Source organism: Streptomyces sp. DH12 (assembly GCF_020873895.1).
Taxonomy (GTDB): domain Bacteria; phylum Actinomycetota; class Actinomycetes; order Streptomycetales; family Streptomycetaceae; genus Streptomyces.
On sequence record NZ_JAHWGT010000004.1, the window covers coordinates 249,651 to 262,670 of the forward strand.

At 76.0% G+C, this 13,020-nt stretch carries 13 protein-coding genes and 1 tRNA gene; 8 read left to right on the forward strand and 6 right to left on the reverse strand.

What is annotated here, in order from left to right; translation table 11 throughout:
• Positions 1 to 24: 24 nt before the first annotated feature.
• Entirely contained in the window at positions 25 to 573 is a 549-nt protein-coding gene (locus LPA54_RS05515) for a GNAT family N-acetyltransferase (protein ID WP_228974328.1), read from the forward strand.
• Positions 574 to 645: 72 nt separating this feature from the next.
• Here LPA54_RS05515 and LPA54_RS05520 read toward each other — a convergent pair whose 3' ends face one another.
• Together LPA54_RS05520 and LPA54_RS05525 are read right to left on the reverse strand one after the other, a co-directional pair.
• Positions 646 to 2,013, reverse strand: a complete 1,368-nt coding sequence (locus LPA54_RS05520; RefSeq protein WP_228974330.1) for a M1 family metallopeptidase — start codon at positions 2,011 to 2,013, stop codon at positions 646 to 648.
• A gap of 300 nt (positions 2,014 to 2,313) precedes the next feature.
• Positions 2,314 to 2,856 (reverse strand): heme-binding protein, encoded by a 543-nt coding sequence (locus tag LPA54_RS05525; protein ID WP_228974398.1) that lies wholly within the window; start codon positions 2,854 to 2,856, stop codon positions 2,314 to 2,316.
• A 327-nt stretch (positions 2,857 to 3,183) separates the two neighbouring features.
• Between LPA54_RS05525 and LPA54_RS05530 the strand changes: the two genes are divergently transcribed.
• The 4 genes from LPA54_RS05530 to LPA54_RS05545 all read left to right on the forward strand — a co-directional run bounded on the left by LPA54_RS05530 (position 3,184) and on the right by LPA54_RS05545 (position 7,054).
• On the forward strand, positions 3,184 to 4,320 hold the full coding sequence (locus LPA54_RS05530; protein ID WP_228974400.1) for a sensor histidine kinase: 1,137 nt from the start codon (positions 3,184 to 3,186) through the stop codon (positions 4,318 to 4,320).
• Positions 4,317 to 5,042 carry a response regulator transcription factor gene (locus LPA54_RS05535; protein WP_228974332.1) on the forward strand — a complete coding sequence of 242 codons (726 nt, stop codon included), beginning with the start codon at positions 4,317 to 4,319 and terminating at the stop codon, positions 5,040 to 5,042. The genes LPA54_RS05530 and LPA54_RS05535 overlap by 4 nt, the downstream gene beginning before the upstream one ends.
• 229 nt (positions 5,043 to 5,271) lie before the next feature.
• The gene (locus LPA54_RS05540; protein WP_228974334.1) at positions 5,272 to 5,772 is read left to right on the forward strand and encodes a hypothetical protein; all 501 of its coding nucleotides are present in this window, start codon (positions 5,272 to 5,274) and stop codon (positions 5,770 to 5,772) included.
• 283 nt (positions 5,773 to 6,055) lie between these two features.
• Positions 6,056 to 7,054 (forward strand): zinc-binding dehydrogenase, encoded by a 999-nt coding sequence (locus LPA54_RS05545; protein ID WP_228974335.1) that lies wholly within the window; start codon positions 6,056 to 6,058, stop codon positions 7,052 to 7,054.
• A gap of 62 nt (positions 7,055 to 7,116) precedes the next feature.
• On the opposite strand, the gene LPA54_RS05550 is transcribed toward LPA54_RS05545, so the two are convergent.
• Positions 7,117 to 7,593: a GNAT family N-acetyltransferase gene (locus LPA54_RS05550; protein ID WP_058944156.1), complete on the reverse strand. Its 477-nt coding sequence runs from the start codon at positions 7,591 to 7,593 to the stop codon at positions 7,117 to 7,119.
• Positions 7,594 to 7,734: 141 nt separating this feature from the next.
• A tRNA-Thr gene (locus LPA54_RS05555) sits at positions 7,735 to 7,811 on the reverse strand.
• 177 nt (positions 7,812 to 7,988) lie between these two features.
• On the opposite strand from LPA54_RS05555, the gene LPA54_RS05560 reads away from it, so the two are divergent.
• The 3 genes from LPA54_RS05560 (at position 7,989) to LPA54_RS05570 (ending at position 10,572) form a co-directional block, all read left to right on the forward strand.
• Entirely contained in the window at positions 7,989 to 9,125 is a 1,137-nt protein-coding gene (locus tag LPA54_RS05560; RefSeq protein ID WP_228974338.1) for an ABC transporter ATP-binding protein, read from the forward strand.
• A 261-nt stretch (positions 9,126 to 9,386) separates the two neighbouring features.
• The gene (locus LPA54_RS05565; RefSeq protein WP_228974339.1) at positions 9,387 to 9,800 is read left to right on the forward strand and encodes a hypothetical protein; all 414 of its coding nucleotides are present in this window, start codon (positions 9,387 to 9,389) and stop codon (positions 9,798 to 9,800) included.
• Positions 9,801 to 9,849: 49 nt separating this feature from the next.
• Complete coding sequence (locus LPA54_RS05570; protein ID WP_228974341.1) at positions 9,850 to 10,572, forward strand: nucleotidyltransferase family protein; 723 nt, start codon at positions 9,850 to 9,852, stop codon at positions 10,570 to 10,572.
• A 73-nt stretch (positions 10,573 to 10,645) separates the two neighbouring features.
• On the opposite strand, the gene LPA54_RS05575 is transcribed toward LPA54_RS05570, so the two are convergent.
• Positions 10,646 to 11,239, reverse strand: coding sequence for a helix-turn-helix domain-containing protein (locus LPA54_RS05575; RefSeq protein ID WP_228974343.1), 594 nt, complete (start codon positions 11,237 to 11,239; stop codon positions 10,646 to 10,648).
• A gap of 124 nt (positions 11,240 to 11,363) precedes the next feature.
• Positions 11,364 to 12,980 carry a DoxX family protein gene (locus LPA54_RS05580; RefSeq protein ID WP_228974344.1) on the reverse strand — a complete coding sequence of 539 codons (1,617 nt, stop codon included), beginning with the start codon at positions 12,978 to 12,980 and terminating at the stop codon, positions 11,364 to 11,366.
• Between the last annotated feature and the right edge of the window lie 40 nt (positions 12,981 to 13,020).

Sequence of the window (13,020 nt, forward strand, 5' to 3'; positions counted from 1 at the left end):
GTCGCTTTGCCTACTGTGGGCCGCATGATCGTCGAACCGCTGGAGCTCGGCGAGGAGGGCGCCCTGCCGGGTCCGCTCCTCACCGAACTCACCGAGCTGTACGCGTCGAACCGGGAGTTCCAGCAGCTCACCGGGGCGTTCCCGGACCCGGACGACATCCGGCCCGAGCAGGTCGCCACCTCGCTCGCCGACGAACTGTCCCGGCCGGGCGCCGAGGTGCTGCTGGCGCGTTCGGACGGCCGGGTGATCGGCGTGGCCGTGACCCTCGCCCACCACCCGGGCCCGGCCGGCCCGGACGGCCCGGACGGCCCGGACGGTCCGGAGGCCTCGGATCCGTGGATCGGGCTGCTGATGGTCCACGCCCGGGACCACCGCATGGGCTTCGGCCGCGAGCTGGCGGAGATCGTCGAGAAGCGGTACCGGGAGCGCGGCCGCGCCGGGGTCAGGCTCTCCGTCCTCGCCGGCGACCGCCGGGCCCTGACGTTCTGGCGGGCCATCGGCTACCGGGAGGTCGACCGACGCCGGGGCCGGGAGCCCGGCCGTGACCGCGTGGTGCTGCGCAAGGCCCTGTGACCGTCCGCCGCACCCCGGCCCCGCCCGCCCCCGTCGGGATCGGCGAGCGCCGCCGGGGCTCCGGGCGCCGCCTCAGGGCGCGTCCGGCTTCTCCGTGCCGTACAGCCAGGTGTCCCAGACCTCCGTCAGGTCCTCGCCGGTCTCCTCCTCGACGTACGCGGTGAACTCGTCCGTCGAGGCGTTGCCGTGCCGGTGCTCGGCGGCCCAGCCCCGCAGCAGGCCGAAGAACGCGTCGTCGCCGACGGCCTGGCGCACCTTGTGCAGCACCATCGCGCCCCTGCCGTACACGGGCGGCTGCGAGATGTCGGCGGCGGTCGGGGGCTCGGCGGGCGGGAACGCCCAGTTGTCGGGGTCGGCGAAGGCCGCCTCGTGGCTCTCCTGGGCGGGCCGGTCCTCGAAGTCCTCCGCGTACAGCCACTCGGCGTAGGTCGCGAACGACTCGTTGAGCCACATGTCCCGCCACGAGCGGGGCGAGACGGAGTCGCCGTACCACTGGTGGGCGAGTTCGTGGACGAGGATCTCGACGGTGAACTGGTCGGCGGGGACGACCGGCCGCGTCTGCGTCTCCAGCGCGTACCCGGCGTCCCCCTCCCGCTCGACGATCACGCCGGCGGAGGTGAAGGGGTACGGGCCGAGGTTCTCCGTCAGCCAGGCGAGCAGTTCGGGCAGCCGGGCGACGAGCGGTGCGGCGTCGCGGGTGACGGTGCGGTCGGTGGCCGAGACGAGCGGCAGCCCGGCCGGGGTGCGGCCGGTGGTGACGTCGAACCGGCCGACGGCGAGGGTGGCGAGGTAGCCGGCCATGGGGTCGGTGGTGCGCCAGGTGGTGGTGGTGCGGCCGTCGGCGGTGCGGGCGCGGCCGGGCAGGCCGTTGCCGATCGCCTGGTACCCCTCGGGGACGGTGACCGTCACCTCGTACGTGGCCTTGTCGGAGGGGTGGTGGTTGCCGGGGAACCACGCCGTGGACCCGGCCGGCTGCCCCAGGGCGAGCGCGCCGTCCTCGGTGGGCAGCCAGCCCTCCCGGGACCCGTCGGGGTCGGTGAGGGTGCGCGGGGTGCCGGAGTAGCGGACCACCGTGCGGAAGGTCGCCCCGCGGGCGAGGTCGGAGCGGGGCCGCAGGGTGAGCTCCTGCCCGGCGCGGCGGACGGAGGCCGGCTCACCGTCGACGGTGGCGCCGTGGACGGTGAGCCCGGCCAGGTCCAGGTTGAACGCGCTGAGGTCCTGCGTGGCGCGGGCGGTGATCTCGGCGGTGCCGTCGAGGCGGCCGGTGCCGGGGTCGTAGGCGAGGGTGAGCGCGTAGTGGCGTACGTCGTACCCGCCGTTGCCCAGGCGGGGGAAGTAGGGGTCGCGCAGCCCGGCCGCGCCGGGGGTGCCGGTGACGCCCTGCGTGCAGCCGGCCGCGAGCAGCGCCGTGGCGAGTGATGCGGAGGCGAGCCCGCGCACTCTTCCTCCCCGGCTCCCGCTCCCTCTCCCGCTCCCTCGTGTCACACGGCGATCCTAGGCGGGCCGGGACGGACGGGGCGTCAGGGCGCCGGAGCGTCGGTGCCGCCGGACCTCTCCGGCTTCCGGCCTTGGGCCTCTCCGGCTTCCGGCCTTCGCGCCTCCGGCCCCTGGCTGCCGGCTCGGTGCGCTCCGGGCTCGTGGGCCTCGGGCCTTCGGTCTTCCGGCCTTCGGTCTTCCGGCGCCTGCGCGTCCGGCCCAGCGCGTCCGGCAGTCGGCGCCGGCGGGACGTCAGGCGGTCGGTCAGCGGCCGAGGGCGGCGGCACCGGCCCGCGCGTACTTCTCGTCCAGGGCACCGCTCGGCGCGCCCGCCACGCCGATCCCGGCGATCGGCGCGCCGTCGGCGGCCACGGGCACGCCGCCGCCCAGGAAGAGCGTGCCGGGGATGTCCTTCAGGTTGGGCGTGGTCTCCAGCCGCTTGACCAGTTCGGACGTGGGGGCGTTCCAGGAGACGGCGGTGAAGCCCTTGCGCTCCGCGGACGCGTACGACTGCGGCCCCGCGCCGTCGCCGCGCAGGACGACGATCGTGACGCCGCCGCGGTCGACGACGGCGACGCTCACCCGCTGCCCGTCCTCGCGGGCGGCCCGGACGGCGGCCTGGGCGGCGCGGGTGGCGGCGTCGACGGTGAGGTGGGTCGTCCGGTGGACGTTCCGGTCGCCGGCCTCGGCGGCGGCGGCGGTCCGCTGCGGGGCGCCGGAGGCGGCGGTGGACGTGGTGGCGTGGGCGGACACCGCGCCGAAGGCGCCGGCGGCGAGCGCGGCGACCGCGGCGGCACCGGTGAGCAGGCGGGTACGGCGGGACGCGGCACGGCGGGGCGCGGTGCCGGCGGACGCGGTGTTCGCGGACGTGGTGGCGGCGGACGTGGTGCGGTGGTCGTTCACGGGGGCTCCCGGGGTGGGTCGGCTGGTGTGACGCCTCCACCCTCCCGCCGTGGCCTGCGGCCGCGCGTCGCCGGAGCGGGCGACGGTGGGGTCGGCCGATCGGTTGATGCCGGACGGCGCGGACGGGCGCAGGATGGGGGCGTGACGCACATCGACCCGCCGGACGCGCCCCGGCACCCCCGCTCCCCGGACGGGGTCGTCGAGCGGGACGCGCGCGGGCTGGCCCGGGTCATGCACGTGGCGTTCTTCCTGCTGCTCGCCGCCTCGCTCGCCCGCTTCCTGCTGCGCCACCCTTGGGACGGGCGGGGCGCGTGGGTCGTGGCGCTGTCGGCCGCCCTGGCGGCGCTGTACGCCCTCGGGCCGGGCGCCGCCGCGCCCGCCGCCCGACGCGGCCGGATCTGGCTGGCGGCCGTGGTGGCCGTGTGGACGGTGCTGGTGGTGGCGGCGCCGAGCTTCGCGCTCTGCGCCGTACCGCTGCTCTTCACCGGGCTGCGCCTGCTGCCCCGGCGGGCCGCGCTCGCCCTGGTCACACTGCTGACCCTCTTCGTCGTCGGCGCCCTGCAACGGCTCGCCGACCCGGGCGTCGACCCGGTCACGCTCGTGGCGCCACCCGCCGCGGCGGCCATCGCGACCGGCGTGTTCCTGCACGCCCGCCGGCAGGCGGAACGCCAGCGGGCGCTCATCGCGGACCTGCTGCGCACCCGCCGCGACCTGGCGGCGACCGAGCGGCGCGAGGGCACCCTGGCGGAGCGTCAGCGACTGTCGATGGAGATCCACGACACGCTCGCGCAGGGCCTGTCGAGCCAGCGGATGCTGCTCCAGGCCGCCGACCGCACGTGGGACGGCGCCCCCGCGACGGCGCGCCGCCACGTCCGTACCGCCGCCGCCATCGCCGAGCACAACCTCGCCGAGGCGCGCCGCTTCGTGCACGACCTGGCCCCCGCCGACCTGGCCGGGGGCGGCGGCCTCGCCCCCGCGCTGCGCGCCCTCGCCGCCCGCGAGACGACCGGCGGCCTCCCGGTGCGCTTCCACGCCGAGGGCGCGGACACGGCGCTGCCGGACCGGGTCGCGTCGGCCCTGCTGCGGATCGCGCAGGGCGCCCTCGCGAACGTACGGGAGCACGCCGGGGCCACCCGGGCCGCGGTCACGCTGACCCGGCTCGACGACCAGGTGGTGCTGGACGTGGCCGACGACGGCCGCGGCTTCGACCCGGCCGCCGCGCCGCCGCCCGGCGCCGACGCGCGCGGCCACGGCCTGCCCGCGATGCGCGCCCGGCTGGCGGCCCTGGGTGGGACCCTGACCGTCGAGTCGGCGCCCGGCGAGGGCACCGTGCTCTCCGCCTCGGTCCCCCTGGAGGCCCGACGATGACACCCCCGGCCCTCACCCCCGGCACACCCGGCCGGTCCGGCACCCCCGGCACACCCGGCACGCCCCACGCCCCCGGCACACCCGGATCCGCCGGCACCACACGCCCCGTCCGCGTCCTGCTCTGCGACGACCACGCCGTCGTCCGCGCCGGCCTGCTCGCCCTCCTCGGCAGCGAGCCGGGCGTCGAGGTCGTCGGCGAGGCGGGCAGCGGCGAGGAGGCCGTCGCCGCCGCCGCCAAGCTGCGGCCCGACGTCGTCCTCATGGACCTCCAGCTCGGCCCCGGCATGGACGGCGTCGAGGCGACCCGGCGGATCGCCGCGCCCGACGTACGGGTCCTCGTCCTCACCACGTACGACACGGACGCCGACGTCACGCGGGCCGTGGACGCGGGCGCGACCGGCTACCTGCTCAAGGCCGAACGCCCCGAGGAGCTGTTCGCCGCGATCCGCGCCGCCGCCGAGGGCCGCACCGCGCTCTCCCCGCCGGTCGCCGGCCGCGTCCTGGACCGGGCGCGCGGAGCGGCGGCGCCCGCGCTCACGGCCCGCGAGCGCGACATCCTCGGCCAGCTCGCCCGCGGCCTCGGCAACCGCGACATCGCGCGGGCGCTCTTCATCAGCGAGGCCACCGTCAAGACCCACCTGGGCCGCATCTACGCCAAGCTCGGCGTCGACACGCGCGCCGGGGCGGTGGCGGTCGCCAAGGAGCGGCGCCTGGTCCCCTGAGCCCCGCGCCGCCCGACCGCGGGTACGCCGGGGCCACCGGCCGGTACGCCGGGGCGGCCACCGGCCGGTACGCGGCACCACCACCCGGCAGGCCAGGGCCACCGCCGGTACACCGGAGCCGCCGCCGGTACGCCGAGCCACCGCCCGGTACGCGGGTCCACCACCGGCACGCCGGGGCCGTCCGGTGCCCCGGGCCGCGCCCGCAGGGGGACGTGACACCATCGCGTACGTGCTCGACATCGGCTACTCGCTCTCCCGCCGCTTCCCCGACCCCCCGCAGACCGACTACCGGCGCGCGGACGTCCACGCGCTGCGGCACGACCTGTTCTGCGGGGACGTGTACCTCGCCGACCCGGAGACCGACCGCGAGGTGTCCACGGCCTGGGGGTGGGTGCCGGTGCTCGACTTCGCCTGGGCGCTGTGCGACATCGTCGAGCGGCTCGACCGCGATCCGCGCGGCAGCCGGGCGGCGAAGCCGCAGTACGCCGAGCTGGACTTCACCGAGTCCAGCGACCGGATGCTGTTCGAGCGGCGGTTCGGCTGGGTCGACGTGGAGGCCGACTGGATGCCCGGCGACGAGCCGCCGCTCACCTTCGGCCACGGCGAACTGCGGCGCGAGGCCCGGGACTTCCTGCACGACCTGATCGCCGACCTCGTCGACATGCACGAGGACCTCGCCGACAACCCCGTCGTCTGGGACCTCCAGGCCCGCTTCCCCCGCCTGCCCTGACCGCCCGGGCCACGCACGCCCCCGCCCCCGCACGCCGGCCCCACCGGCCGCACGCCCCCACCCCCGCACACCGGCCCCACCGGCCGCACGCCCCACCGACCCCATCCGCCCCTCCTCCGCGCCGTCCGACGCCGCGCGGCGGCTCTTCGGCGCCCCCCTCGCCGGCGACACGGCGGCGGCTTCGGGGCGCCCGCCACCCCGCCGCCCGCCCCTTGACCTCAAGCATGGTCGAGGTACCAGGCTGTCACTCGCCCGCCCGGACACCCGTCACAGGAGCCCCACCATGCGCGCGATCCGCCTGCACGCCTTCGGACCCGCCGAGAACCTCGTCCTCGACGAACTGCCCGATCCCGTCCCCGGCCCCGGCCAGGTGCGCGTCGCCGTCGCCGCCGCCGGCGTCCACCTCCTGGACACCGCCCTGCGCGAGGGGATGACCGGCCCGTTCCCGGCCCCGGCCGAGCTGCCCACCGTCCCGGGCCGCGAGGTCGCCGGCCTCGTGGACGCGGTCGGCGAGGGCACCGACCCGGCCTGGCTCGGCGAGCGCGTCGTCGCCCACCTGGGCATGGCCCCCGGCGGCTACGCCGAGCGCGCCGTCGTGGACGCCGCGCGGCTGCACGTGGTCCCGGCCGGGCTCGACGAGGCGGAGGCCGTCGCCATGATCGGCACGGGCCGCACGGCGATGGGCATCGTCCAGTTCACCGACCTGACCCCCGACGACGTCGCCGTCGTCCCCGCGGCGGCCGGCGGCATCGGCACGCTCCTCGTCCAGTACGCGAAGAACGCCGGCGCCACCGTCGTCGGCCTGGCGGGCGGACCGGGGAAGGTCGCCCGGGTCCGCGCCAACGGCGCCGACGCCGCCGTCGACTACACCCGCCCCGGCTGGCCGGACGAGGTCCGCGTCTTCCTCGGCGACCGCCGGGCCACGGTCGTCTACGACTCCGTCGGCGGCGACACCGGCCGGGCCGCCGTCGACCTGCTCGGCGAGGGCGGCCGGCACGTCGTCTTCGGCTGGTCGGGCCAGGGGATACGCGACGGGGGACCGCTCACCTTCACCGACGGGGAGCTGGCCGCCCGCTCCATCACCTCCGAGCAGGTCCTCGGCCGCGTCATGCTCGACCGGGCGGGCGGCGACGTCCGCACCCTGGAGACCCGAGCCCTCGCCGAGGCCGCCGCCGGCCGTCTGCGCCCGGCGGTCCAGCGCTTCCCCCTCGCCGAGGCGGCGCGGGCCCACCGCGCCCTGGAGACCCGCGGCACGACGGGCAAGGTCGTCCTGGTGCCCTGAACCGAGCGCCCCGCCCGAAGCCGGACCACCCGCCACCCCGAGCGCCCCCGTCCGAAGCCGGGCTACTCGGCCGCCCCCAGCGCGGCCAGCGCGCCGTCGGTCAGCCGGTACACCGTCCACTCGTCCTGCGGGCGGGCGCCCAGGGACTCGTAGAAGGCGATCGACGGGGCGTTCCAGTTCAGGACGGACCACTCCAGGCGCTCGTACCCGCGCTCCACGCAGATCCGCGCCAGCTCCCGCAGCAGCGCCTTCCCGTGCCCGCCGCCGCGCGCCTCGGGACGTACGTACAGGTCCTCCAGGTAGATGCCGTGCACTCCGCGCCAGGTCGAGAAGTTGAGGAACCACAGCGCGAAGCCGACGGCCTCGCCGCGCTCGTCCTCGGCGATGTGCGCGAAGGCGGCCGGGTGCTCCCCGAACAGGGCCTCGTGGAGGTCCCGCTCGGTGGCCCGCACCTCCTCCAGCGCCTTCTCGTACTCGGCGAGGTCGCGGATCATGGCGTGGACGAGGGGCACGTCGTCGGGCGTGGCGGTACGGATCATCCACGCAGCCTGCCCGGCCCCCGCCCCGGACGTCCACCCCGTTCCGACCGGCAGACACCGGCCGCCGCACCGCCCCGCACGGCGGACTCCCGGCCCCTACGCAGAGGACTCCCGGCCCTGCACGGGCCGGGAGTCCTCCGGTGGAGCCGCCTGTCGGAATCGAACCGACGACCTCAAGATTACAAGTCAAGCGCTCTGGCCAACTGAGCTAAGGCGGCAGCCGGGCCAGTGTAACCGGACGCCGTGCCGCGGAGTCGAAAATCTCACCGCCCTCGGACTGCTGACAGGGCCGGGCCCGGCAGGTAGCGTCACCGGGGGTCCACCCGGTGGACCCGCCCCGTCCTCCTTTACTCGGATCGTCCGGCACGTTCCTGCCGGTGAAGGGACCCATCACCATGGCTTCTGTCACGTTCGACAAGGCGACCCGCCTCTACCCGGGCGGCACCAAGCCCGCCGTGGACCAGCTGGAGATCGAGATCGCCGACGGCGAGTTCCTCGTCCTCGTCGGCCCCTCCGGCTGCGGCAAGTCCACCTCCCTGCGCATGCTCGCCGGGTTGGAGGACGTCAACGGCGGCGCCATCCGCATCGGCGACCGCGACGTCACGCACCTGCCGCCGAAGGACCGGGACATCGCCATGGTGTTCCAGAACTACGCGCTGTACCCGCACATGACCGTCGCCGACAACATGGGCTTCGCGCTCAAGATCGCCGGCGTCAACAAGGCGGAGATCCGCAAGAAGGTCGAGGAGGCGGCGAAGATCCTCGACCTCACCGAGTACCTCGACCGCAAGCCGAAGGCGCTCTCCGGCGGCCAGCGCCAGCGCGTCGCCATGGGCCGCGCCATCGTCCGCGAGCCGCAGGTCTTCCTCATGGACGAGCCGCTGTCGAACCTCGACGCCAAGCTCCGCGTCTCGACGCGCACCCAGATCGCGTCCCTCCAGCGCCGCCTGGGCATCACCACCGTGTACGTCACGCACGACCAGGTCGAGGCCCTGACCATGGGCGACCGCGTCGCGGTCCTCAAGGACGGCCTCCTCCAGCAGGTCGACACCCCGCGCAACATGTACGACCGCCCGGCGAACCTCTTCGTCGCCGGCTTCATCGGCTCGCCCGCCATGAACCTCGTCGAGGTCCCGATCGCCGACGGCGGCGTGATGTTCGGCAACAGCGTCGTCCCGGTGTCGCGCGAAGCGCTGTCCGCCGCCGCCGACCGCGGCGACACGACCGTCACCGTCGGCATCCGCCCCGAGCACTTCGAGGTGGTCGAGCACGGCGGCGCCGACGCCGCGCGGTCCCTGTCCAAGGACGCCTCCGCCCCGGCCGGCCTGGCCGTCTCCGTCAACGTCGTCGAGGAGCTCGGCGCCGACGGGTACGTCTACGGCTCCGCCCGCGTCGGCGACGAGCTGAAGGACCTCGTCGTCCGCGTCGGCGGCCGCTCCATCCCGGAGAAGGGCTCGGAGCTGCACGTCGTCCCGCGCCCGGGCGAGATGCACGTCTTCGCCACCTCCACGGGCGAGCGCCTCAGCGACTGACGCCCGGGCGCCCGCCACGGACGCCCACCCCCGCACGACCAGGCACGACACACGGACGGCTCCGCGTACCCGCGCGGAGCCGTCCGCGCGTGCCGGGCGCGCACGTCACCCGGGCGGCGCCGGACACCCCGGCGATACCCCGGCACAGCGGTCGTTTCGGATACCGCCCGTCAACACGGGATTCGAAAAGTTGCAGAAAACGCTCCCTCGTGAGAGTGACTAACGGTCTCCGAAACTTCACCGAGCGCTACGCTCGCCTCCGTGAACCAGACAGCACGCCGCATCGGCCGCTCCCTCGCCCTCGTCCTGCCCGTCGTTCTGGTGCTCTCCGGAACCCTCGCGGTCACCAGCGTCCCCTGGGCGGGCCCGCACTCCGACACCCAGCTCCTCACCGCCTCCGCCGCGGACGTCTCCGTGCCGGCCAAGCCGCGCTCCCCCGAGGACCTCCTGCGCGAGAAGCTCCTCACGGAGCTGGAGCAGAAGGACCCGGGCGTCGCGCTGACGCACCTCCAGCGCGCCGTGGAGCAGAGCCCGTCCCTCTCCCCGCACTGCATGTCGATCGCCCGTGAGCTCGGCGCCGCCGCCGTCCGCGTCTACGGCCCGACCGAGGCCCAGTCCTACTCCCGGCCCGTCTGCGACACGTCGTTCGCGGGTGGAGTGGCGGGCGCGAGCTGAACCGCGGAGCGCCCCCCGTGGCCACCGCGGTACGCCTATCGTGCCCGGTATGCACACCACCCCCACGCAGGCCGTGGTCCTGGCGGGCGGCCAGGGCTCGCGACTGCGCCCCTACACCGACGACCGCCCCAAGCCGATGGTCGAGATCCCGGGCACCGGGACCCCGATCATCGGCCATCAGCTGTCCTGGCTCGCCGCCGAGGGCGTGACCCACGCCGTCGTCTCCTGCGGCCACCTCGCGGACGTCCTCCAGCAGTGGCTGGCCGACGCGGACCTGCCGCTGCACGTCACCACCGTCGTCGAGGACGAGCCCCTGGGGCGCGGCGGCGGCCTCCGCCACGCCGCGGCGAGCCTGCCGCACGCCGACGAGCCCTGGTACGCCACCAACGGCGACGTCTGGACCCGCTTCTCGCTGCGCGAGATGGCCGGCTTCCACACCGAGCGGGACGCCACGGCCACCCTGGCCCTCGCCCGCCCCCGCATCCCGTGGGGCGCCGTCGAGACGGACGCGTTCGGCCACATCACCGACTTCATCGAGGCGCCCCCCTCGCCGTACCTGATCAACGCCGGGGTGTACGTCTTCTCCGCGTCCTTCCGCCAGCTGCTGCCCGAGCGCGGCGACCACGAGCGGACCACCTTCCCCGGGCTCGCCCGGGAACGGCGCCTCGCCGGCTTCCCGCTGCCCCAGGGGGCGTACTGGCGGGCCATCGACACCGCCAAGGACCTCACCGAGGCCGCCCGCGAACTGGCCGCGCAGAGCGCCCTCCCGTAGACCACCGGAGCACCCCGCCCCGGTGCACCCGGCCGCCGGAGCACCGGCCCGCCCGCCGGCCGGGCGCGCGGCGCTACCGGCGGGTGCGGGCGCGTACGTGGACCCGCTCGCCCTGGCGGCCGAAGAGGCTCAGGAGCTCCACCGGCCCGTCGCCCGTGCTGCCGAACCAGTGCGGCACCCGTGTGTCGAACTCGGCCGCCTCCCCCGCCCCCAGCACCAGGTCCTGATCGCCCAGCACCAGCCGCAGCCGCCCCGCGAGGACGTACAGCCACTCGTGCCCCTCGTGCGTGCGGGGGTCGGGGGTGGCGCGGGACGGCGGGAGGACCATCTTGTACGTCTGGAGCGGCCCCGGCAGCCGGGTCAGCGGCACCACGGTCGAGCCGTGCACGGTGCGCGGTCTGAGCCGCACCCGCGGGTCGCCGACCTCCGGCGCGCCGACCAGCTCGTCCAGCGGCACCTGGTGGGCCTGCGAGAGCGGCAGCAGCAGCTCCAGGGTGGGGCGCCTGAGGCCCGTCTCCAGGCGCGAGAGGGTGCTGCGGGAGATGCCGGTCGTCTCGGAGAGCGCCGCGAGCGTGACGCCGCGCCGCCGCCGCAGGTCCCTGAGCCGCGGGCCGACGGCGGCCAGCGCCTTTTCCATGTCCGGTGTCTGCTGCCCCATGCCGGCCATTGCACCCCGGCCCTCCCGAGGGCGGCAACAGACGTTGCCGTTTCCGGGAAACGGCGGCGCCCGGCACCGCCGAGGGCGGCCACCCCGTGGGGGTGGCCGCCCTCGGTGCGGCGCTGCGGGCCGGTCAGCCCAGCAGGCCGCCGAGCGGGTTGCGGTTGCCGCCGGAGCCGCCCGAGCCGCCGGACGAGCCACCGGAGGAACCCTCCTCGGAGCCGCCCGAACCGGAGTCCTCGTCCGAGCCGCCGCCGGAACCGCCGCTGGAGGTCGGCCCGGCGCTGGAGGTGGGGGGCGGTTCGGGCTGGGACTGCTCCGGACCCTCGCCCGCGCCCTGGGAGGCCGTGGGGCGCTCCTCCTCGACGCGGCCCTCCTCGCGGACGGGCTCCCTCGTGGCCTCCTGCCCGGCCGTGGGCGCCTCGGACGGCACCTCGGACGCGGACGGGGACGCCGAGGCCGTCGGCTCCGGCTCCCGGGACGCCTCGGGGCTGGCCTCGGCGCGCGGCTCCTCGGGGAGGGGCTGGCCGGGCAGGTGGTTCGTCGGGTCGTCGTTCGGGCCGGGCACGGTGATCAGGTCCGAGGAGCGCACCGCCCCGCCCAGCACCGAGCCGATCAGCAGGGTCAGGCCGATGACGACCGCCGCGACGACCGTGCCGCGGCGCAGGACGCGCCGGCGCAGCTCCCACAGCGCGGAGCGCGGGCCGAGCGTCCGCCACGCCTCGCCGGCGAGCCGGGCGTCGAGCGAGTACACCGGGGCACCGGCGATGATCAGCGGCGACCAGGCGGCCAGGTAGATGATGTCCGGCGCGTCGTACACCGGCACGGCACGCCAGCTCACGGTGAGCAGCAGCGCCGCCGACAGCAGCCCGCCGAACACCGCGGCCACCCGCTGCCACAGTCCGAGGATCGTCAGGACGCCCACGATGACCTGGGCGAACGCGATGGTCAGACCGGCGCCCACCGGGTGGGCCAGGGCGAAGTCGCGCAGCGGCTCGGCCATCGGCCACGGGTGCAGCGACGTCAGCCACTTCACCATGGAGCCGCGCTCCCCACCGTCGAAGTAGACGGGGTCGCAGAGCTTGCCCATGCCGGCGTAGACCGAGATGAGGCCGAGGAAGACGCGCAGCGGCAGCAGCACGACTCCGAGGTTCATCCGGCGGTCGGGGTAGTACGCGTGGCGCTGGTGGGCGGCGGAGCCGTCTTCGTCGTCGTAGGCGTCCTCGTCGTACGCGTCGCCGTAGCCGTCGTGCGGGCGCGCGTCGTCCCGGTGCGCGTCGGGGTAGGCGTCGTACGCCCCCTCGGCGCGCCGCATCGGCGGCAGCAGCGGGGCCTCGGGGCCGCGCGGGCCGCCGACGACGGGGGTCGGCATCGTGTCGTCGGAGAGGTCGACGCGCGGGATGAGCCGGGTCGCGCCGCCGTCGAGGAGGGCGTCGTCCGGGCCGCGTTCGAGCGTGTCGACGGAGGCGGAGTCGCGCATCGCCTGGAGGAGCCCGGTCGCGCCGGGGTCACCGGGCGAGGACTTGCCGCTCCACACGACGGGGGCGCGTCGCCGCCCTCCCGGCACCACCCCGCTCATCGCGGGCAGGCGGGCGGTGTCGGCGAACCGGTGCGACTGCACCGGGGCGAGCTGTACCCGGAAACTGGCGTGGTTCACGATGACCTGCGCGGGGTCGCTGTTCACCTTGACCATGCTCAGCGCAGGCTGATCATCGAACCCGGGCCGGGGCGTTCTGGTGTCCACACTCATCTAACCGAGTGATGCGCCGTTAGGACACTGCCTTGACGGC

Excerpts from the sequence above, each read along its gene's own strand:
- LPA54_RS05515 (WP_228974328.1), top strand. The coding sequence starts at position 25 with ATGATCGTCGAACCGCTGGAGCTCGGCGAGGAGGGCGCCCTGCCGGGT.
- LPA54_RS05530 (WP_228974400.1), top strand. The coding sequence starts at position 3,184 with ATGCACGTGGCGTTCTTCCTGCTGCTCGCCGCCTCGCTCGCCCGCTTC.
- LPA54_RS05570 (WP_228974341.1), top strand. The coding sequence starts at position 9,850 with ATGCACACCACCCCCACGCAGGCCGTGGTCCTGGCGGGCGGCCAGGGC.
- LPA54_RS05535 (WP_228974332.1), top strand. The coding sequence starts at position 4,317 with ATGACACCCCCGGCCCTCACCCCCGGCACACCCGGCCGGTCCGGCACC.
- LPA54_RS05545 (WP_228974335.1), top strand. The coding sequence starts at position 6,056 with ATGCGCGCGATCCGCCTGCACGCCTTCGGACCCGCCGAGAACCTCGTC.
- LPA54_RS05550 (WP_058944156.1), bottom strand. The coding sequence starts at position 7,593 with ATGATCCGTACCGCCACGCCCGACGACGTGCCCCTCGTCCACGCCATG.
- LPA54_RS05575 (WP_228974343.1), bottom strand. The coding sequence starts at position 11,239 with ATGGCCGGCATGGGGCAGCAGACACCGGACATGGAAAAGGCGCTGGCC.
- LPA54_RS05560 (WP_228974338.1), top strand. The coding sequence starts at position 7,989 with ATGGCTTCTGTCACGTTCGACAAGGCGACCCGCCTCTACCCGGGCGGC.
- LPA54_RS05580 (WP_228974344.1), bottom strand. The coding sequence starts at position 12,980 with ATGAGTGTGGACACCAGAACGCCCCGGCCCGGGTTCGATGATCAGCCT.